This is a genomic window from Providencia huaxiensis (assembly GCF_002843235.3).
Lineage (GTDB): Bacteria > Pseudomonadota > Gammaproteobacteria > Enterobacterales > Enterobacteriaceae > Providencia > Providencia huaxiensis.
The window spans coordinates 2696912-2718056 of sequence record NZ_CP031123.2 but is presented as its reverse complement, the minus strand read 5'-3'; the positions used below and the strand labels follow the sequence as shown (position 1 = coordinate 2718056).

Sequence of the window (21145 nt, the reverse complement as noted above, 5' to 3'; positions counted from 1 at the left end):
GCAATCGTTCCTGCAATGAGTTTTGTAATGCTGTGAGGGCGAGCGTGTTTATTCCCTTTTTAGCGCCCAGAACTCTGCGGCCTCGTATAAAAATCGGTTAAAAAAACTTTATTTAATAGAGTTAAAGTGAATCTGCTTACTTAACACCATTTGTTGAACAGTTATATCAGCTTGATAACAAAGCACTTCAACACCACTTTGTCTCGCTTCCTCCAATAATAGCGCATATTGTTTATCAATATGTGCCGCTGCAGATGCTACGTGAATACCTGTGTGTAAAGCAACAAACAATAGTATGGCTCTTTTTCCTTCTTTCGCAATATACATTAGTTCTCTTAAATGTTTTTGGCCCCTAAGTGTCACAGCGTCAGGAAAAAAACCTTGATTATTTTCGAGTAAAGTTACTGATTTTACTTCGATAAAGCAATCGGGTAATCCATTTTGCGTGAGATAGAAATCGATTCGGCTATTTTCTGTGCCATATTTGACTTCAGGTTTTATTACGCTGTATTCGGATAATTCTGGAATGTGTTTTTCGGTTAAGGCTTGCGCAACTAATTGGTTCGCACGAAGGGTATTAATGCAAATAAAATGACCATTTGCTGTTTGGGTTAACTCCCAGCTATACGGGTATTTGCGTTTTTTATTATCGGACGTTGAATACCAGATGGTATCACCCGGGGTTGCACAACCTGTCATAGCGCCCGTATTCGCACAGTGAATTGTTATTTCTTCACCGCTCGGTAAAGTCACATCAGCCAAAAAGCGCTTGTACCGCTTAATTAAAGTGGCAGGTTGTAAGGCGGGTTCAAATTCCATGGGATCTCCGCTAGGGTATCGGTAATATGCTTACTGGCAAAAGAGGCTAATGCTACAATGTCTGACAGCAAAAGTTAAATATATGGAGTGATAGCCCCAGTGTTACCGATATTCGAAGTTTGTGAGGACATACTTACCGCGTTAATGGCTTCACCTCAAGTATTGCTTCATGCACCTACAGGTGCGGGTAAATCAACCGTTTTGCCGCTAGAAATATTAAAGAGTGGGGTTATTAATGGACGGGTTATCATGTTGGAGCCTCGTCGCTTAGCAGCACGTTCAGTGGCGGCTCGTCTTGCACAGCAACTTGGCGAAGAAGTCGGTCATACCATTGGTTTACGCATGCGCTCTGAAACTAAAGTTAGCCGCCACACTCGTCTTGAAGTGGTGACCGAAGGCGTACTGACCCGCTTACTGCAAAATGATCCCATGCTTGAAGGGGTTGGTTTAGTCATTCTAGATGAGTTTCATGAACGAAATTTACAGGCAGACCTCGGCCTAGCCTTGTTAATTGATTCACAACAAGCCTTACGTGAGGATTTACGTATTCTGTTGATGTCAGCGACATTAGATAATCAAGGGCTGTCCCAGCTGTTTCCTGATGCTCCGGTTATCACTTCACAAGGGCGTACATTTCCCGTAATACGTGAGTATCATCCAATTAACCCAAATAAACTCTTTCATAAAGAAGTCGCATTGGCGGCTTGGCAATTATTACAGCAAGAGCATGGGTCTTTACTATTATTTCTTCCAGGTATGGGGGAAATCGAGAAAGTAAGAGCAGAACTCGCTTCGATGGTAAGTGAGGACATACTTTTATGTCCTTTATACGGAGCATTAACCCTACAAGCCCAGCAACAGGCGATACAGCTGGCACCAGAAGGAATGCGGAAGGTCGTATTAGCCACTAATATTGCGGAAACCAGTTTAACGATTGAAGGCATCCGCCTTGTGATGGACAGTGGTTTTGAACGTGTGGGTCAATTCAACCCAAGAACAGGACTGACAAAGCTAATTAAACAGCGAATCAGCCAAGCATCGATGGCGCAGCGAGCTGGTCGAGCTGGCCGTTTAGAAACGGGTGTTTGTTGGCACTTATTGAGTGAAGAGCAGGCTGAGCGTGCGGCACAATTTAGCGAGGCCGAAATTGCGCAAAGTGACCTGAGCAGCTTATGGTTATCTTTATTACAGTGGGGGTGCCACGATGCAGCCCAGCTGAATTGGCTGACTTTACCCCCGAAGCCTGCAATATCTGCGGCAAAAAATTTACTGGGTAAATTAGGTGCTATTGATGCAGCTGGTAAGTTAACGCCTTTTGGGCAGCAGATGGCGGAGTTAGGTAGTTCAGTACGAACAGCGGCAATGTTATGCAAAGCACAACAAAGCCAAAATCAGCATGTTATTCAATTAGCTGCACTACTGGTGGCGATTATCGAAGAACCTCCTCGTCAACAAGATGCGGATCTTCGCTATTGCATAGAAAGGCCAACAGAGGGGTGGTGTAAGAGAGCATCAGCACTTTGCGAACAAAAAGTGCCGAGTACCATTGGTCAGCGAGATGCGCTCATTAGTGAGTGGTTACCAACGTTGCTGGCTACAGGGTTTCCCGACTACATAGCAAAATCTCGAGATAACCAACAACGTTACCAATTAGCGAGTGGCTTAGGGGCAACGTTGGGTGAGTCAGATAGACTAATGGGGACTCCGTGGTTAATAGTGGTGTCTTTATGGCAGCCTGAAAATACAGCGGATGCGCGTATTTCTTTGGCTTACCCTGTAGAGATTGAAAGGTTACAAGCAGATTGCCCATCACTGTTTAACAAGCAAGAAACGGTCGAATGGGATGAACAAAAAGGGACATTATTAGCTTGGAAGCGCTTGCAATGCGGTCAATTAGTGGTGAAATCAGAACGTTTAAGCAACCCAGATAAGACTGAGGTTCGCCAAGCGTTGGTGTATTGGTTGAAGCAAAATGGCTTACAGCAGCTAAATTGGCAGGAAGATGCATTACAATTATGTGTCCGTTGTACGTTAGCTAAGCAGTATTTTCCCGATGTTGACTTGCCAGATTTTGATGATACAGCGCTATTGGATTCGCTGGGTGAATGGCTTGAACCCTATCTTGATGGCATAACAAATAAGCAAAAACTACAGCAAATTGATTTAGCTTCTTTATTAATCAATCGATTGGATTGGCAGCAACAGCAGTGGTTAGAAAGTATGTTTCCGAAAACTTATCGAGCGCCATCTTTACATGATGTAAGTATTTACTACGCGTTAGATAAGCCACCAGTGGTAGCGATTCGTATGCAAGAGATGTACGGGGAAAAAACGAACCCGACAATAGCACAAGGAAAAATAGCAGTAACGATATCTCTACTGTCTCCTGCCATGCGGCCGTTGCAGATCACGCAAGACCTTGGTGCGTTTTGGCAAGGCAGCTATAAAGAGATACAAAAAGAGATGAAAGGGCGTTATCCAAAACATTTATGGCCGGATGACCCCGCAAATACTGCGCCAACAAGGCAAACAAAAAAAGCGATGATGGGTGCGAAATAGCCTATTTTTATGCTCTAATAGCGAGTTTCCTTATTCAGCCAATTGATAGGCTAAACTGAGTAAGGAAATGTAATTAAGAGCTTTCTTTGGTGAAATCTCTGAGGTTATGGGCCAAAATTAACCACTAAACTGGCATAACGAGTGAGTTATTAAGATATTTTGTAAGGTGATATGGAGCGACCATGTCAGGTAAAGATTTTGAACCAATCGGCAGACGTAACAAAAAAACTGCTGGGAAAAAACAATCTTCATCCCGCCGTCGTAGAGACCGCGATGACTATGATGATGAAGATTTATTCGAACATGATGATATTGATGAACAATATCTCGATGATGAAGATGAAGAGCAAATGGCTAAAAAAGGCTCAAGAAATAACAAGCCTCGAAAGGTAAAAAGTAAATGGCGTTGGTTTTGGCTGCTCGTCAAACTGATGATCGTGTTTGCTGTTCTACTCGCGGCATATGGTTTTTATTTAAATCAACAAATTAAAGAACGCCTTGATGGTAAGGTGTGGGATTTACCCGCAGCCGTATACGGCCGAATGGTTAACCTCGAGCCAGGTATGGACTACAGCCAGGCAGAAATGGTTCGCCTACTTGAAGGCATGCAGTACCGTAAAGTGAGTAAGATAACAACGTCAGGCGAATTTGTGGTGCGCGGTAATAGCATCGAAATCTTACGCCGGCCGTTTAATTTCCCTGATCAAAAAGAGGGGCAAATACTTGCTCGAATGGTGTTTGAAGATAATGCCTTGAGCAAAATTGAAAATATGGAGAACGGTCGCTCATTTGGCTTTTTCCGTTTAGACCCGAAACTGATCACGATGATGCAGTCGGCGAATAATGAGCAACGGTTAGTTTTACCGATATCTGATTTCCCCGAATCTCTAGTTAAAATCTTACTAGAAACCGAAGATCGCAACTTTTATGAGCATGATGGCGTCAGTTTGTACTCTATTGGCCGTGCTGTTGTTGCTAACTTAAGTGCAGGACGCTCCGTTCAAGGGGGAAGTACATTAACCCAACAGTTAGTCAAAAACTTATTTTTAACTAATGAACGCACATTAAAGCGTAAAGCTAATGAAGCGTATATGGCGATTTTACTGGACTACAACTACAGTAAAGAACGTATTTTAGAGCTGTATTTAAACGAAGTCTTTTTAGGTCAAAATGGTAATGACGAAATTCGTGGTTTCCCATTAGCAAGTTTGTATTACTTTGGTCGACCAATCAATGAGTTAAGTTTTGACCAACAGGCTTTATTAGTGGGGATGGTGCAGGGGGCATCAACATATAACCCTTGGACTAAGCCACAAAATGCGATTAAACGCCGTAATATCGTGTTGAAAATCTTGGAAACACGTGGCGTGATTGACCAAGAAATGTATCAGGTACTCAGCGCAAGGCCTCTTGGGGTGAAAAACAAAGAAGGGCTGGTGGCTTCTCAACCTGCCTTTATGCAAATGGTTCGTTTAGAACTCAATGAGAAATTGGGCGATAAAGTTAAAGAACTCTCAGGCGCGAAAATTTTTACTACCCTAGACCCAGTTGCTCAAACTGCGGCTGAAAATGCAGTTGAAAATGGTGTCGCTGATTTACGTAAATCCCGTAAATTGGATGATATCGAAGGGGCAATCGTGGTGGTTGATCGCATTAATGGCGAAGTACGCGCGATGGTTGGCGGTTCTCAACCGCAGTTTTCAGGTTTTAACCGCGCGTTAAATGCACGACGTAGTATTGGTTCCCTAGCAAAACCACCTGTCTACCTCGCGGCATTAAGTGAACCAGACCGCTATCGGTTAAACACATGGCTAAAAGACGAGCCACTAACAGTGAAGGTTGGGAATCAAAACTGGAGCCCAAGAAACTACAGCCGCAATTTCAACGGCCGGATGATGTTAGTAGACGCTTTGGCTAAATCACAGAATATCCCAACGGTAAATCTAGGTTTAGAAGTTGGCTTAGACCAAGTGTTTAACACCTTTGTACGCTTAGGGGCTCCTGCAGCGGCTATGGAAAAAGTTCCCGCTATGTTCTTAGGTGCGGTTAACTTAACACCAGCGGAAGTTGCTCAGGTATTCCAAACCATTGGCGGTAATGGTAATCGTGCGAAATTGTCGGCATTACGTTCAGTCATTGACGGAGATGGTAAAGAGATTTACCAAAGCTACCCATCTGCTGAGCGAGCAGTATCTTCTCAAGCGGCATACCTCACATTGTATGGTATGCAACAAGTGGTTAAACAAGGTACGGGCAGAGTCTTGTTGTCTAAATATGCGAAGTATAATTTAGCCGGTAAAACAGGGACAACTAACGACCTACGTGATAGCTGGTATGCAGGGATTGACGGCAAAGAGGTCGCAATTGTGTGGGTTGGCCGTGACAATAATGGCCCAACACAATTAACAGGAGCAACAGGCGCACTGAAAGTGTACCAACGCTACTTAGATAACCAAGCGCCATTAGCACTTATCAACCGCGCACCAGAGGGCATTGTTGATATGCAAGTCACAGCTGATGGCCAATTAAGTTGCTCAAACTTTGGCGGCGGTAGAATGTTGCCGATTTGGACGGATAACCCAGAAGGGTTATGCCAAGCGTCTGAAAGTGAAGCTCCAGTTTGGGATCTAAATGGCAATAATGGCGAGCAGCAAGGTGATGCGCCGGATTGGGTTAAGGATATGTTTGGCAATAACCCCTAAATTCTCGTCATATTTCAAGTTGTGACTGTGTTGGCTTCATTCGTCAACCCTAGTCACATACTTGTGTATGCTCCTAGGGATTTCCTCATTTGCCGCCTTGCCACAACTCGAACTATTTAGAGAATTAATTAGTTGGCGAATTGCTTATTTGAAAAGCCAATTATTTGAATATGAATTAGTTAGGGGGCCTTGGTGTAAGGCTCTTCTCGTCATATTTCAAGTTGTGACGGTGTTGGCTTCATTCGTCAACCCTAGTCACATACTTGTGTATGCTCCTAGGGATTTCCTTATTTGCCGCCTTGCCATAACTCGAACTATTTAGAGAATTAATTAGTTGGCGAGTTGCTTATTTGAAAAGCCAATTATTTGAATATGAATTAGTTAGGGAGTTGTGGTGTAAGGCTCTTTTCGTCATAGTTCAAGTTGTGACGGTGTTGGCTTCATTCGTCAACCCTAGTCACATACTTGTGTATGCTCCTAGGGATTTCCTCATTTACCGCCTTGCCACAACTCGAACTATTTAGAGAATTAGCTAGTGAATTAATTATTTTAAAGGCTAGTTATTTGAATATGAATTAGTTAGGGAGTTGTGGTGTAAGGCTCTTCTCGTCATAGTTCAAGTTGTGACGGTGTTGGCTTCATTCGTCAACCCTAGTCACATACTTGTGTATGTTCCTAGAGATTTCCTTATTTGCCTCTTACGACAACTCGAACTATTTAGAGAATTAGCTGGTGAATTAATTATTTTAAAGGCTAGTTAGGGAACTGTGGTGTCGAACCTAGAGTTATCTATTCTTAGCTATAAAAAAATAGAGGTGAAATTGGATAAATTTCACCTCTATAACATCAATGTGAATTAATTCTTTTTAATTTTCATCAATGCAGTTTCTGCGGCTTTGATCGTTTTCTCAATGTCTTCATCGCTGTGTGCGATAGACATAAAACCTGCTTCAAATGCAGAAGGCGCGAGGTAAATACCTTGCTCTAACATGTAATGGAAAAATTTCTTAAAGCGCTCAACGTCGCATTTCATCACATCTTGGTAGCAAGTTACGGTTGGGGCGTCGGTGAAGAAAATACCAAACATGCCACCGACGTGATTGATAACCATCGGGATACCTTGCTCTGCGGAAACACGTTTTAAACCACGAGCTAACTTTTCTGTTAATTCATTTAAACGTGAGTGAACACCCGGTTGAGAGACTTCTTTTAAGCAAGCAAGACCTGCAGCCATCGCGACAGGGTTACCAGATAAGGTCCCTGCTTGGTAAACAGGCCCAATTGGTGCTAGTTTTTCCATAATTTCAAGGCGGCCACCGAAGGCACCAACAGGCATACCACCACCGATGATTTTACCTAAACAGGTTAAATCAGGCTGAACGTCATAGTAATCTTGTGCTCCACCTAATGCGACACGAAAACCTGTCATAACTTCATCAATGATGAGTACGGCATTGAATTCATCACATAATGCACGTAAACCGGGTAAAAATTCAGCTGTTGGTGGTACGCAATTCATATTTCCAGCAACTGGTTCAACAATCACGCATGCAATATCTTCTGGGTAATTTTCAAATGCTTTGCGAACTGAAGCTAGGTCATTATAGGTACAAGTTAATGTGTGTTTTACAAAATCTTCAGGTACACCCGGGGAGTTAGGTTCACCCATAGTAAGTGCGCCAGAGCCCGCTTTGACTAATAAGCAGTCTGCATGGCCGTGGTAACAACCTTCAAATTTGATGATTTTGTCACGGCCAGTGTAACCGCGCGCCAGACGAATTGCGCTCATGGTGGCTTCAGTACCTGAGTTCACCATACGTACCATATCCATAGAGGGTACTAATTCACAAACTAACTCAGCCATTTCAACTTCGGCGGCAGTCGGTGCACCAAAACTTAACCCTTTATGAACAGCTTTGATCACGGCATCGCGGATCTCAGGATGGTTATGGCCTAATACCATCGGTCCCCATGAGCCAACGTAATCCACATAGGCTTTACCATCAACGTCATAAATATAAGCGCCATCCGCTTTTTCAATAAATAATGGGGTTCCACCAACACCATTAAAAGCACGAACAGGGGAGTTTACACCCCCAGGAATTTGTTCTTTTGCTTGTGCGTAAAGTTTTTCAGATTGTGACATCGCAGGGCTCCAGAAAGAGGCTAAGAAAAAAATTGCTCTCATTCTAAAGCACCACACCAATTAAACCAAATGTTGAAACGAAGATATGCACAATGTGTCTAATTGCGTAACAACACTTGAACGATTTAGTCAAGTGACGGATAATTAGGTTAATTGATCTGAGTAGGCTTTTGCCTACACATGAATTTACCGGTCACCGGTTTGGAGTAAAAAATGAGTGATGATGCAGCTCTGCCATTGCAATTTACTGATGCGGCAGCAATTAAAGTTAAAGATTTAGTCTCTGATGAGGACAACCCAAATCTGCGTCTGCGTGTTTATATCACTGGTGGCGGATGCAGCGGTTTCCAATATGGTTTCACCTTCGATGACCAAATCAACGAAGGCGATATGACCATTGAAAAGCAAGGTGTTGCTTTGGTTGTAGATCCAATGAGCCTACAGTATTTGGTAGGTGGAAGTGTTGATTATACTGAAGGCTTGGAAGGTTCGCGTTTTATTGTCACTAACCCGAATGCTAAGTCTACTTGTGGGTGCGGTTCGTCCTTTAGCGTCTAATTTTCGTCATATTTCAAGTTGTGACTGTGTTGGCTTCATTCGTCAACCCTAGTCACATACTTGTGTATGCTCCTAGGAATTTCCTCATTCACCGCCTTGCCACACCTCGAACTATTTAGAAAAATCTTTTCTCCATATATAGCTTCTAAACTTATTAATTTTTACTTTTTGATTTAAGACGTTATTTTTCAGTTTGGTAGTGTGTTTAGTTGGTCGCATAGCTGCTCGGTGGCATTGATGATACGGGGGCCTGCACGGTGAAACCAATCTTCATTTAATCGGATAATTGGGACATTCATCTGAGAGTGCCAAAATTCTTTCACTACTTTTTCCTGTTCTGGCGAGCCTGTCATGATAATTACATCTGGTTTGCGAGTGAGTACCTGCTCACGGCTGACTTGTGGCCATTGAACTGCACTATTTACAAAAACATTTTCACCACCACAAAACTCTACGATATTATTTTGCAGCGTGTGGTTACCCGCGCTAAATAAAGGCTGAGTACCGAGTTGAATGAACACTTTTTTGGGTTTGTTATTAGAAATTTTTTTATTTTGATAAGGGGCAAGCTTAGCGCGCATTTTTTCCACATTTTGCTGTGCTAACGCTGGGTTTGGGCTGTATTGCGCTAATTCAATAACTGAATTGATGACATCATCAATGGTGTGAGGATCGAAATAAATAATTGGAATGCCAAAACCCGCAAGTTGATCAAGGGGACGCTGGGGGTTGCCTCCTCGCCATGCGAGGATTAAATCAGGTTTAAGCGCGATAATACGTTCTACATTTAAACCTTGCCAATCAGAGACTTGTTCTAATTTTTTTGCTTGTTCTGGGTAATCGGAGTAAGCACTGACCGCAATTAAGTTATCCCCAAGCCCTGCAGCATAAGCTAGTTCAGTATTGGCTGGTGATAGACTAATAATACGCTGCTTTGCTGCTCCTAGGGCAGAAAAAGCCACTAATAAAGCACATAATAAGGTAACAGTAAGAGAAAAATAATGCGTTATTCGTTTCATAACAAAACTCATCGTAGAATTAATTAAAAGGCATAACTAACAAATGGCTATACCTTTTATGAAAATCATTAAGCGAGTTTAGCTAAAATGGCTGTGATCATCAGTGAGGATTGACGAGCAGCGACAGGTAAGAACTCATCGAAGCTCGTATGGGATTCCTTATCTGCCACATCCGAAATAGCACGAACGACGACAAACGGGGTGCCAAATTGGTGACATACTTGGCCAATCGCGGTAGCTTCCATTTCTACTGCCGCAACTTGCGGGAACATGGCTTTAATGCGTGCCAGTGGCTCAGCACCATTAATAAAAGCATCACCGCTACAGACTAAACCACGAACAGCATTCATATCCAATAACTTAATGCACTGCTCAGCAACTTCAATCAGTTTAGTATCAGCAACGAAAGCGGGTGGGCACTGTGCCATTTGGCCAGGTTCATAACCGAATGCTGTCACATCAGCATCATGATAACGAACTTCCGTAGAAACCACGATATCGCCAACATTTAAACGAGGGTCTAAACCACCTGCGGAACCCGTGTTAATCACGACATCTGGTTGGCAATGCTCTAATAACAGTGTTGTACCGATTGCGGCTGCGACTTTACCAATACCTGATTTTAATAAGGCGACGTCAACGCCATTAATTTGACCTGTGTAAATTTCACAGCCAGCGCGGCTAATGGTTTGGCAATTTTCTATTTGTGAGCGCAAAATCGCCACTTCCTGTTCCATGGCACCAATTATTCCAACTTTCATTTTGTCTCCTTTTCCCTGCTCAATTTGCACTATTAATGTCAATATAGTGTCAATATTTTGACTAGGGACGATAATGTTTTATTGTGTTATTGCTGTATTTTTCGAGCAGGTTCGCAATTTTAATTGCAACAACTCGGATTTAGACAACGAAATTACAAAGGTGCACGAAGTGTAACATTGAAAGGTGAGCCGTGAAGTATTTTTCCTGTATTTAGGCTATATAATGAAACATCAATCGAGATAGGGAAGGTGGCAGAGTGGGTGAGATTAATTTTGTTAAAAAGCTAAACTTTCAGCGTAACTATATGAGTAGTGCGAAAAACCAAAAAATTTCACCTAAAGATGAAGATGCGGTTAATCGCTTATTTGAAAGTGACCGTGGGCGGATCATTAATTCGGCTGCCATTCGCCGCTTACAACAAAAAACACAAGTTTTTCCCTTAGAGCAAAACGCAGCAGTGCGGAGTCGCTTAACTCACTCACTAGAAGTCCAGCAAGTTGGCCGCTACATCAGTAAAACGGTTTTAGGTGAATTAAAAAAGAAAAAATTGCTCGAGCCCTATGGGTTAGATGAACGTTGTGATGCTTTTGAAAGCTTAGTCGAAATGGCGTGTTTAATGCATGATATCGGAAATCCTCCATTTGGACATTTTGGTGAGGCCGCAATTCAGCGATGGTTTACCAAATTATTGTCGCCAAGTTACCTGTTTACACCGGATTCCCCTGACCCATGCAAAATACCTGCATTACAGTTAACTGGGAATGAAAAACAAGATTTATTCCGCCGCCAATTAAAGCAGGATTTATGCTCATTTGAAGGTAATGCGCAAGGGCTGCGTATGGCGCATCGCTTACTCAAATTAAACTTAACCTATGCGCAAGTTGGTTCTATCTTAAAATATACGCGTGGTGCTTATGATTTGGAGCCAATTCCACCTGAGTTTGATTATTTGATGAAAAAGCCAGGCTATTATTGGTCTGAGGTGGACTTTGTTAGTGAGTTAACCAAAAAGCTCGATATGGAGAAATATTGTCGTTTTCCGCTGTCCTATATTATGGAAGCGGCTGATGATATTTCATATTGTATTGCTGATTTGGATGATGCCGCGGAAAAAGGCATTTTTACTGTTGAACAGTTGATTGAATATTTGAAAGCAGAGTGGGGAGATATTGTACAAAATGATTTGTTCGATCAAACCATTATGCGAGCTTTCAATAATATCAGTGACAACCACACAAGGCGTATTCAGCAAGATCAGTTCTTTATGTATTTGCGCGTGAATATCACAGGGAAATTGTCTCATTACAGCGCACAACAATTCATTAAAAATCTGCCCGAAATTTATAATGGCACTTTTAACAGTGCGTTGCTAGAAGATAAAAGTCCAGAACATAGGTTATTGAAAGTACTGAAAACAGTGGCTTTTAAACATGTATTTAACCACCATGAAGTTGAAGAGTTAGAGTTACAAGGCTACCGAATTATCAGTGGGTTATTAGATTTCTATAGCCCATTATTGATGATGGATAGGCAGGATTTCGCTGATCTTGTTGAAAAAAATTATCACAAGCACTTTTTCATTGAAACGAGGTTATTTCATAAATTATCTAATAAGCACCGCTTATCTTACACGGAAGCACTTGAGAAAATCTCCGCAACGAATGAATCAGATAAATCTATTCTAGAGTTTTATTATCGAGCTCGTTTGATTCAAGACTATATTAGTGGCATGACCGACCACTATGCTTATGAAGAATATCGTAAATTTATGGTTAGCAATTAATATAATACTTGAATGGAATGATAAAAATAGAAAAGTAGTCAATCAAATGATAGGAAAATAGGTATAATGGTATAGGTCGTTTTTCTTAATTAATTAGCGAAAAAAAACATCGCACTAAAATTGGAAACTCGACAATCATGATTTTTATAACTTAATACTCTGTAGTGACTACTTTATGGCTCAATTTTACTCTCCTGTTCGTCGTACCACTTCACGCCGTCAAATCACGGTTATTGCTGACAGCCTTGATGCCGCAGGGCAAGGTGTCGCCCGTATCGAAGGGAAAACCATTTTTGTAACAGGTTTATTGCCTGGCGAAGAAGCACACATTGCATTGACGGAAGAGAAACGACATTTTGCTAAAGGAAAGGTGGTTAAGCGTTTGAGTACTAGCTCCCAGAGAGTAAAGCCTCATTGCCGTTATTTTAATCAATGTGGAGGATGCCAACAGCAGCATGTTGACATTGCACTGCAAAGAGAAAGTAAAGCTCATGCATTAGCTTACCTGATGCAGCGCGAAACATCGCTAGATATATCCGTTCCTACGGTGATTAGTGGTGAGCCATATGGTTACCGCCGTCGAGCTCGATTAGGGCTACAATATCAGTCTAAAAGTAAAAATGTCATTATGGGGTTCCGTCAACCTCAATCTAACACATTGGTTGATATAAAAAATTGCCCGGTACTTTCCCCTGAATTGGATATCTTATTAAAGCCGCTTTCTGAATGTATTAACCAGCTCAGTAATAAGGCAAAACTGGGTCATGTAGAACTTATTCGTGCAGACAATTGCAAGATTGTATTGATTCGTTACTTAACGCCTTTTTCGTTATCAGATACTCAAAGGTTGAGTGATTTTGAAAATCAGCACGGAGTGTCTATCTGGTTAGCGGGGAATGATGAAAACTTACAAGCTTTGTCAGCAATTTCTCCACAGCCTGAATATCAAGTTGCTGGGGAGATACTAAAATTTGATCCATTAAATTTTATTCAAGTGAACGGGCAAGTTAACCAGCAGATGGTAGAACAAGCATTAGCATGGTTAGATCTAAACAGTGAAGATAGAGTATTAGATCTTTTTTGTGGAATGGGTAACTTTACGTTGCCAATTGCACGGTTAGCGAAATCCGTTGTGGGTGTTGAAGGTGTAGAAAATTTAGTCGAACAGGCTCGAAACAATGCACAGCTCAATACTATTTGTAATGCAACCTTCTATAATGAAAACTTAGAAGCTCAGATACACACACAACCTTGGGCGGCTCATGGCTTTAATAAAGTGTTATTAGACCCAGCGAGGGCTGGAGCAGCTGGTGTTATGGAACATTTAATTAAACTGATGCCAGAAAAAATTGTCTATGTTTCATGTAACCCCACAACATTGGCGAGAGATAGCAAAGTTTTACTTGATGGGGGCTATCAATTATTACAGTTGCGGATGCTAGACATGTTTCCGCAAACTAGCCATTTAGAGTCAATGGCGTTATTTATCCGTCGCCCAGAGGTTTAATAGGTAGGGAGAATATATGGTTGCAGTAAGAAGTGCGCATCTTACCCCAGCAGGTGAGTTTGCCCCAGAAAAGTGGGTTAACGGCCTGGGATTGAGCAATAAACAATCAGAAGAAAAGCTCATCCATACCTGGCAATATTGTCACGATAAATTAGCCGGACAAGAAATCGCCCCTCTATTACTGTGGCGTGGTATTGAAATGACCGAAATCCTATCGACATTAAGTATGGATATCGGCAGCTTACAAGCGGCTTTACTTTTCCCCTTAGTGGAAGAAGGGAAGTTAGAAGAACAAGAAGTTATTGATGAATTTGGCAAATCCATTCACGAACTTGTGAAAGGTGTGCTGGAAATGGATGCAATTCGTCAACTCAAAGCAACACAATCGAGCGAAACAAGCTCGACACAAGTCGATAATATTCGTCGTATGCTATTGTCGATGGTGGAAGATTTCCGCTGTGTTGTCATTAAATTAGCGGAACGAATTGCCCATTTACGTGAAGTTAAAGATGCGACTGAAGACGAACGCGTTTTAGCCGCAAAAGAGTGTTCCAATATTTATGCACCCTTAGCAAATCGTCTTGGAATTGGGCAATTGAAATGGGAGTTAGAAGACTTCTGTTTTCGTTATCTACATCCTGATGAATATAAAAAAATTGCAAAGCTCCTCCATGAACGTCGTATTGACCGTGAAGAGTATATAGATACTTTCGTTACAACCTTACGTAAGTACATGTTAAAAGAGAGTATTCAAGCAGATATCTACGGCCGACCTAAGCATATTTATAGCATTTGGCGTAAAATGCAGAAAAAATCATTGGCATTTGATGAACTGTTTGATGTGCGAGCAGTGCGCATTGTCGTTGAACGCTTGCAGGATTGTTATGCTGCATTAGGGATCGTTCATACCCATTTTCGCCACCTTCCTGATGAGTTTGACGACTATGTGGCGAACCCGAAACCTAATGGCTATCAATCGATTCATACTGTGGTGTTAGGCCCTAACGGTAAAACCCTTGAAATTCAAATTCGTACCCGCCAAATGCATGAAGATGCAGAACTGGGGGTTGCCGCGCACTGGAAATACAAAGAAGGCGCGACTGGCATTGGCAAGGGCAGTAGTTACGAAAACCGTATTGCGTGGTTACGTAAGCTGATTGCATGGCAAGAAGAGATGGCAGATTCTGGCGAAATGCTAGATGAAGTTCGTAGCCAAGTGTTTGATGACCGCGTGTATGTCTTTACCCCTAAAGGGGATGTGGTGGATTTGCCAGCAGGCTCGACGCCGCTTGATTTCGCGTATCACATTCACAGTGATGTCGGCCACCGTTGTATTGGTGCAAAAATAGGTGGGCGTATTGTCCCATTTAGCTATCAATTACAAATGGGTGACCAAATTGAAATTATTACTCAAAAGCACCCAAACCCAAGCCGTGACTGGTTAAATCCTAACTTAGGGTATGTAACAACCAGCCGTGGGCGAGCCAAAATCCAAAATTGGTTCCGTAAACAAGATAGAGACAAAAACATCCTTGCCGGGCGCCAAATTCTAGATAGCGAATTATCACAGCTTGATATCAGCCTGCGAGAAGCAGAGAAACTGCTAATTGCGCGCTATAATGTTCATTCATTGGATGAAGTTTTAGCCGGAATTGGTGGTGGTGATATCCGTATCAACCAATTAGTGAATTTCCTGCAAAGCAAATTTAATAAAGCCACTGCGGAAGAAGAAGACCGCGCGGCAATGAAAACATTGGAAAGTAAGTCTTCACTCCCAAGAGCGCCATCCCATGGTAGCGGCCGAGTGGTGGTTGAAGGGGTTGGTAACCTAATGCACCATATTGCACGTTGCTGCCAACCAATTCCAGGGGATGAAATCGTTGGTTTTATCACCAAAGGACGAGGCATTTCCATTCACAGCGCAGATTGTGAGCAATTAGCCGAATTACAAAGTCATGCACCAGAACGTGTCATTGATGCGGTTTGGGGTGAAAACTATTCCAGTGGCTATTCTCTGGTGGTTAGAGTTGTCGCCAATGACCGTAGTGGTCTACTACGTGATATCACGACAATATTAGCGAATGAGAAGGTTAATGTGCTAGGCGTCAGTAGCCGCAGCGATGTGAAGCAGCAATTGGCAACGATAGATATGACAATTGAGCTGTATAATATTGAGGTGCTGAGTCGGGTGTTAGCAAAATTAAATCAGTTGCCGGATGTTATAGAAGCAAAACGTCATTCTCAGTGATTTTCTTCATATTTTGAGTTGTAGGGGTGTTGGCTACACTTAGCTACTCGGGTCACATACTTATGTATGCTCCCCGAGATATCTTCGCTTGCCGTCTACCTACAATTCAAACTATTTTGAAAATAGCTCTGTTATATTGTCGGTGATTTTCTTCATATTTTGAGCCGCAGCGTTGTTGGCTGCGTGCTCTCACCCTAGTCATATACTGATGTATGCTCCTAGGGTTTCGTTTACTTGCCGCCTAGCTGCAACTCAAACTATTTTGAAAATGGCTCCGATATATTCTAAAAATCACATTTTCCGGGTTACCTAGAATTGTTTTTTAATTGTTATTAATCAGTGAAAATGGCTTTTTCCTGAAAAATTTGTTGAACGGGTGTCATTTCTGATAAGTTTGAGATAAAGATGACAATTAGAAACAAAAGAAAATCAAAGGTTAATACAATGAGTCAGGAAAAACCCCAAATCGAACGCTTATTATCCATTATGGTACAGCTGCGTGATCCACAAACAGGTTGTCCATGGGATAAGGTACAGACATTTAAAACTATTGCGCCTTATACGCTTGAAGAAACTTATGAAGTACTTGATGCGATAGAACGAGAGGATTTTTCTGACCTAAAAGGTGAACTGGGGGATTTATTGTTTCAAGTGGTTTTCTATGCGCAAATGGCGCATGAAAAATCATTGTTTGATTTTAATGATATTTGCCAAGCGGTGAGCGATAAACTCGAACATCGTCATCCACATATTTTCGATTCCAATAACACACTGAGTAGCTCAGAAGTGATTGATGGTTGGGAAAAACGTAAGTCAAAGGAACGAGCTGAAAAATCGCAGTTTTCAGTATTAGATGATATCCCGAATTCACTACCTGCATTGATGAAAGCGTATAAAATTCAAAAGCGTTGTGCTTCAGTAGGGTTTGACTGGGATACGCTAGGGCCAGTTGTTGGGAAAGTCCATGAAGAGCTTGAAGAGGTAATGGAAGAAGCCACGCAAGTGGTCGTTGACCAAGCTCGCTTAGAAGAAGAAATCGGTGACTTATTGTTTGCAACGGTGAATTTATCTCGTCATTTAGGTCATAAGCCTGAAATAGCGCTGCAAAAAGCTTGTAAGAAATTCGAAGGTCGTTTTCGCCAAATCGAAAAAAGCCTCGCAGAGAGTGGCAAAACGACAGAAAGTGCTACACTTGATGAGATGGAAGGGCTTTGGCAGCAGGTTAAGAACCAAGAATAAGATGGCTCGTCATATTTCGCACTACAGCGTTGTTGGCTGCGTTCAGCTACTCGGGTCACATACTGGTGTATGCTCCCCGAGTATCATCTCTTGCCGCCTAGCTGTAGCACGAACTATATAGAGCCAATGCTCGTTGGGTTTCGCACTACAGCGTTGTTGGTTGCGCTCGGCTACTCGGGTCACATACTGGTGTATGCTCCCCGGGTATCCTCTCTTGCCGCCTAGCTGTAGAACGAACTATATAGAGCATGAATGATATATAGAACGAAGCATCTACAGAAAAATTCTATGTGGTTTGTTCTAAAATTACCTTATGCAATGGTTCCAAACAAAGCTTCAAAAATAATAAGTAGGTTGAAGTTTTCGAAGGCTAAATGTGGAGAGTTAGAGTAAATAGTTATTCAAAATCAAAGTTAGTGCAGAATCGCATTTTTTATGCCATACAATGAGCTGAAAGGATTTAGCTTTTATCATTGAACTGTGTTAATCTATAAAAATAGATAAAGATGACTAATTTTGAAGCGATAAATATTTTTTCGCTTTTAACTTGCTGATAATATTAGAGTATTGATGAAATTTAGCCTTATTATGCTTAGAACATTTGTAGCGAAATTAAGGTTCGGGTATACTGTTTTCCCGTCCTGTTATATCCATCATCTTTTAAACCTAAACTTTCAGGTTCAGCATGAAAACTAATTATATTTTTGTGACCGGCGGGGTCGTATCCTCTCTGGGTAAAGGCATTGCCGCAGCCTCTTTGGCGGCTATACTCGAAGCCCGTGGACTCAATGTGACTATTATGAAACTGGATCCCTACATTAACGTAGACCCAGGCACAATGAGCCCAACCCAACACGGGGAAGTTTTCGTTACAGAAGACGGCGCTGAAACTGACTTAGATTTAGGTCACTATGAGCGCTTCATTCGTACTAAAATGACTCGTCGTAATAACTTTACGACCGGCCGTGTTTACTCTGAAGTTCTGCGCAAAGAGCGCCGTGGCGACTATTTAGGCGCGACAATTCAAGTTATCCCACATATCACTAATGAAATTAAAGACCGCATCATCCGTGGTGGCGAAGGCCATGACGTTGTTTTGGTTGAAGTTGGTGGCACAGTAGGTGATATCGAATCCCTACCATTCCTTGAAGCAATTCGTCAAATGGCGGCGGAAGTCGGCCGTGAGCGCACATTATATTTGCACTTAACCTTAGTGCCATACCTTGCAGCGGCTGGTGAAGTGAAAACTAAGCCAACTCAACATTCAGTGAAAGAATTGCTGTCAATTGGTATTCAACCAGATGTGTTAATTTGTCGTTCAGACAGAGTGATCCCGGCAAATGAGCGTGCAAAAATTGCACTGTTCTGTAATGTGCCAGAGAAAGCCGTTATTTCTCTCAAAGACGTTGATTCAATTTATAAAATCCCAGCCTTATTGAAATCACAAGGCTTGGATGAATATATCTGTAACCGTTTCCGTATTGATGTGCCAGAAGCTAATTTAGCTGAGTGGGAACAAGTTATTTACGAAGAAGCCAACCCTGCTGGTGAAGTTACCATTGGAATGGTGGGTAAATATGTTGAGTTACCTGATGCGTATAAATCGGTAATTGAAGCATTAAAACACGGTGGCTTGAAAAACCGTTTAACCGTGAACATCAAATTGATTGATTCACAAGATATTGAAACTCGCGGTGTTGAGTTATTAAAAGGTTTAGATGCTATTTTAGTACCAGGCGGTTTTGGCGAGCGTGGTGTTGAAGGTAAAATTCTGACCGCTCAATATGCACGTGAAAACAAGATCCCTTACTTGGGTATTTGTTTGGGTATGCAAGTCGCATTGATTGAATTTGCACGTAATGTGGCCAACATGGCAGATGCAAACTCAACAGAATTTAAAGCGGATTGTAAATTCCCTGTTGTTGCGCTGATTACTGAATGGCGTGACGAAGAGGGTAACCTTGAAGTGCGTACAGAAGAGAGCGACCTTGGTGGAACAATGCGCGTTGGTGGGCAACCATGTCATTTAGTGAATGGCAGCCTTGTGCGTGAGATGTATGGTTCAGAAACTATCATTGAACGTCACCGCCACCGTTATGAAGTGAATAATTTACTACTGAAACGCATTGAAGATGCAGGTCTAAAAATTGCAGGCCGTTCAGTGGATAATAAGCTGGTGGAAATTATTGAAAACCCTAATCATCCATGGTTTGTGGCTTGTCAGTTCCACCCAGAATTCACCTCTACACCAAGAGATGGTCATCCGTTGTTTGCAGGTTTTGTTAAAGCCGCTGGTAAGTACCAGAAAGGTGAGTTGAAATAAGATATGGGGAAGTCGGCGCAGGTGCACCAACTTCCCAAAATTTAACTTGTACTGAGGAAAACCTAATGTCCAAAATTGTTAAAGTGATCGGTCGTGAAATCATTGACTCTCGTGGTAACCCAACTGTAGAAGCTGAAGTTCATTTAGAAGGTGGCTTTGTTGGTTTAGCAGCGGCACCATCAGGTGCGTCAACAGGTTCTCGTGAAGCTCTGGAACTGCGTGACGGTGATAAAGCACGTTTTCTGGGTAAAGGTGTTCTGAAAGCAGTTGCAGCGGTTAATGGTCCAATCGCAGAAGCGCTGATTGGTAAAGATGCTAAAGACCAAGCTAACATCGATAAAATCATGATTGATCTCGATGGCACTGAGAACAAATCTAAATTTGGTGCAAACGCAATTCTCGCTGTATCTTTAGCAAGTGCTAAAGCAGCAGCAGCGGCGAAAGGTATGCCTCTGTATGAGCACATCTCTGACTTGAATGGTACTCACGGTCAATACTCTATGCCTCTGCCAATGATGAATATCATCAATGGTGGTGAGCACGCAGATAATAACGTTGATATCCAAGAATTCATGATCCAGCCTGTTGGCGCGCCAACGCTGAAAGAAGCGGTTCGTATGGGTTCTGAAATCTTCCACCACTTAGCAAAAGTACTGAAATCTAAAGGTATGAACACTGCGGTAGGTGATGAAGGTGGTTATGCACCTAACTTAGAGTCAAACGCAGCAGCATTAGCAGCAATTAAAGAAGCGGTTGAACAAGCGGGTTATGTATTAGGTAAAGACGTAACTCTGGCGATGGACTGTGCAGCATCTGAGTTCTATAACGCAGAAACAGGTAATTATGAGCTGAAAGGCGAAGGCAAAACCTTCACTTCACAAGAGTTCACTCATTATTTAGAAGAGCTGACTAAACAGTACCCAATCGTCTCTATCGAAGATGGTCTGAATGAGTCTGACTGGGATGGTTTCGCATACCAAACTAAAGTTCTTGGTGACAAAATCCAACTGGTTGGTGACGACTTATTCGTAACGAATACTAAGATCCTGAAAGAAGGTATTGATAAAGGCATCGCTAACTCTATCCTGATCAAATTCAACCAAATCGGTTCTTTAACTGAAACTTTGGCTGCAATTAAAATGGCGAAAGATGCAGGCTACACAGCTGTTATCTCTCACCGTTCAGGCGAAACTGAAGATGCGACTATTGCAGATTTAGCAGTAGGTACAGCAGCAGGTCAAATCAAAACAGGTTCTATGAGCCGTTCTGACCGTGTAGCTAAATATAACCAACTGATTCGCATTGAAGAAGCATTAGGTAAAAATGCACCATTCAATGGCTTAAAAGAAGTTAAAGGCCAAGCATAATTTATTTTTGTTTAGCTAAATTAGTTAATGGGAAGCGTTCGCTTCCCATTTTTTGTTTGAATCAATTATATTTCCCCCCAATAAACATATAAAACAACTTTATTGTTAAATAG

13 protein-coding genes are annotated in these 21145 nt (G+C 42.0%); 9 read left to right on the top strand and 4 right to left on the bottom strand.

Going from position 1 to position 21145, the window contains the following annotated elements; all coding sequences use genetic code 11:
- Positions 1-108 precede the first annotated feature (108 nt).
- A complete protein-coding gene (sfsA, locus tag CYG50_RS14165; RefSeq protein WP_102139417.1) occupies positions 109-819 on the bottom strand; it encodes a DNA/RNA nuclease SfsA in 711 nt (236 codons plus the stop codon).
- A 99-nt stretch (positions 820-918) separates the two neighbouring features.
- Between sfsA and hrpB the strand changes: the two genes are divergently transcribed.
- A complete protein-coding gene (hrpB, locus tag CYG50_RS14160; protein ID WP_102139416.1) occupies positions 919-3378 on the top strand; it encodes an ATP-dependent helicase HrpB in 2460 nt (819 codons plus the stop codon).
- 182 nt (positions 3379-3560) lie between these two features.
- Positions 3561-6080: a bifunctional glycosyl transferase/transpeptidase gene (mrcB, locus tag CYG50_RS14155; protein ID WP_102139415.1), complete on the top strand. Its 2520-nt coding sequence runs from the start codon at positions 3561-3563 to the stop codon at positions 6078-6080.
- An 856-nt stretch (positions 6081-6936) separates the two neighbouring features.
- Here mrcB and hemL read toward each other — a convergent pair.
- A complete protein-coding gene (gene hemL, locus CYG50_RS14150; protein ID WP_102139445.1) occupies positions 6937-8226 on the bottom strand; it encodes a glutamate-1-semialdehyde 2,1-aminomutase in 1290 nt (429 codons plus the stop codon).
- Positions 8227-8439: 213 nt separating this feature from the next.
- On the opposite strand from hemL, the gene erpA reads away from it, so the two are divergent.
- Entirely contained in the window at positions 8440-8784 is a 345-nt protein-coding gene (erpA, locus tag CYG50_RS14145; protein WP_004260480.1) for an iron-sulfur cluster insertion protein ErpA, read from the top strand.
- 188 nt (positions 8785-8972) lie between these two features.
- Here the strand turns inward: erpA and btuF are convergent, their stop codons facing one another.
- A complete protein-coding gene (gene btuF, locus CYG50_RS14140; RefSeq protein WP_168222862.1) occupies positions 8973-9803 on the bottom strand; it encodes a vitamin B12 ABC transporter substrate-binding protein BtuF in 831 nt (276 codons plus the stop codon).
- A gap of 68 nt (positions 9804-9871) precedes the next feature.
- Entirely contained in the window at positions 9872-10564 is a 693-nt protein-coding gene (mtnN, locus tag CYG50_RS14135) for a 5'-methylthioadenosine/S-adenosylhomocysteine nucleosidase (RefSeq protein ID WP_102139413.1), read from the bottom strand.
- A 257-nt stretch (positions 10565-10821) separates the two neighbouring features.
- On the opposite strand from mtnN, the gene dgt reads away from it, so the two are divergent.
- From dgt to eno, 6 genes are all read left to right on the top strand, one after another.
- Complete coding sequence (gene dgt, locus CYG50_RS14130) at positions 10822-12348, top strand: dGTPase (protein ID WP_102139412.1); 1527 nt, start codon at positions 10822-10824, stop codon at positions 12346-12348.
- A gap of 175 nt (positions 12349-12523) precedes the next feature.
- The gene (gene rlmD / locus CYG50_RS14125; protein ID WP_102139411.1) at positions 12524-13855 is read left to right on the top strand and encodes a 23S rRNA (uracil(1939)-C(5))-methyltransferase RlmD; all 1332 of its coding nucleotides are present in this window, start codon (positions 12524-12526) and stop codon (positions 13853-13855) included.
- Positions 13856-13871: 16 nt separating this feature from the next.
- The gene (gene relA, locus CYG50_RS14120) at positions 13872-16103 is read left to right on the top strand and encodes a GTP diphosphokinase (protein ID WP_102139410.1); all 2232 of its coding nucleotides are present in this window, start codon (positions 13872-13874) and stop codon (positions 16101-16103) included.
- A 444-nt stretch (positions 16104-16547) separates the two neighbouring features.
- Positions 16548-17342, top strand: coding sequence for a nucleoside triphosphate pyrophosphohydrolase (gene mazG / locus CYG50_RS14115; RefSeq protein ID WP_102139409.1), 795 nt, complete (start codon positions 16548-16550; stop codon positions 17340-17342).
- Between the two features lie 685 nt (positions 17343-18027).
- Complete coding sequence (gene pyrG / locus CYG50_RS14110) at positions 18028-19665, top strand: glutamine hydrolyzing CTP synthase (protein ID WP_102139408.1); 1638 nt, start codon at positions 18028-18030, stop codon at positions 19663-19665.
- Between the two features lie 65 nt (positions 19666-19730).
- On the top strand, positions 19731-21032 hold the full coding sequence (gene eno, locus CYG50_RS14105; RefSeq protein WP_102139407.1) for a phosphopyruvate hydratase: 1302 nt from the start codon (positions 19731-19733) through the stop codon (positions 21030-21032).
- Positions 21033-21145 lie beyond the last annotated feature (113 nt).

Bases quoted from the DNA above. Each gene is read 5' to 3' on its own strand.
- mtnN (WP_102139413.1), bottom strand. From the start codon at position 10,564: ATGAAAGTTGGAATAATTGGTGCCATGGAACAGGAAGTGGCGATTTTG.
- mrcB (WP_102139415.1), top strand. From the start codon at position 3,561: ATGTCAGGTAAAGATTTTGAACCAATCGGCAGACGTAACAAAAAAACT.
- erpA (WP_004260480.1), top strand. From the start codon at position 8,440: ATGAGTGATGATGCAGCTCTGCCATTGCAATTTACTGATGCGGCAGCA.
- mazG (WP_102139409.1), top strand. From the start codon at position 16,548: ATGAGTCAGGAAAAACCCCAAATCGAACGCTTATTATCCATTATGGTA.
- sfsA (WP_102139417.1), bottom strand. From the start codon at position 819: ATGGAATTTGAACCCGCCTTACAACCTGCCACTTTAATTAAGCGGTAC.
- btuF (WP_168222862.1), bottom strand. From the start codon at position 9,803: ATGAAACGAATAACGCATTATTTTTCTCTTACTGTTACCTTATTATGT.
- rlmD (WP_102139411.1), top strand. From the start codon at position 12,524: ATGGCTCAATTTTACTCTCCTGTTCGTCGTACCACTTCACGCCGTCAA.
- pyrG (WP_102139408.1), top strand. From the start codon at position 18,028: ATGAAAACTAATTATATTTTTGTGACCGGCGGGGTCGTATCCTCTCTG.
- eno (WP_102139407.1), top strand. From the start codon at position 19,731: ATGTCCAAAATTGTTAAAGTGATCGGTCGTGAAATCATTGACTCTCGT.
- relA (WP_102139410.1), top strand. From the start codon at position 13,872: ATGGTTGCAGTAAGAAGTGCGCATCTTACCCCAGCAGGTGAGTTTGCC.
- hemL (WP_102139445.1), bottom strand. From the start codon at position 8,226: ATGTCACAATCTGAAAAACTTTACGCACAAGCAAAAGAACAAATTCCT.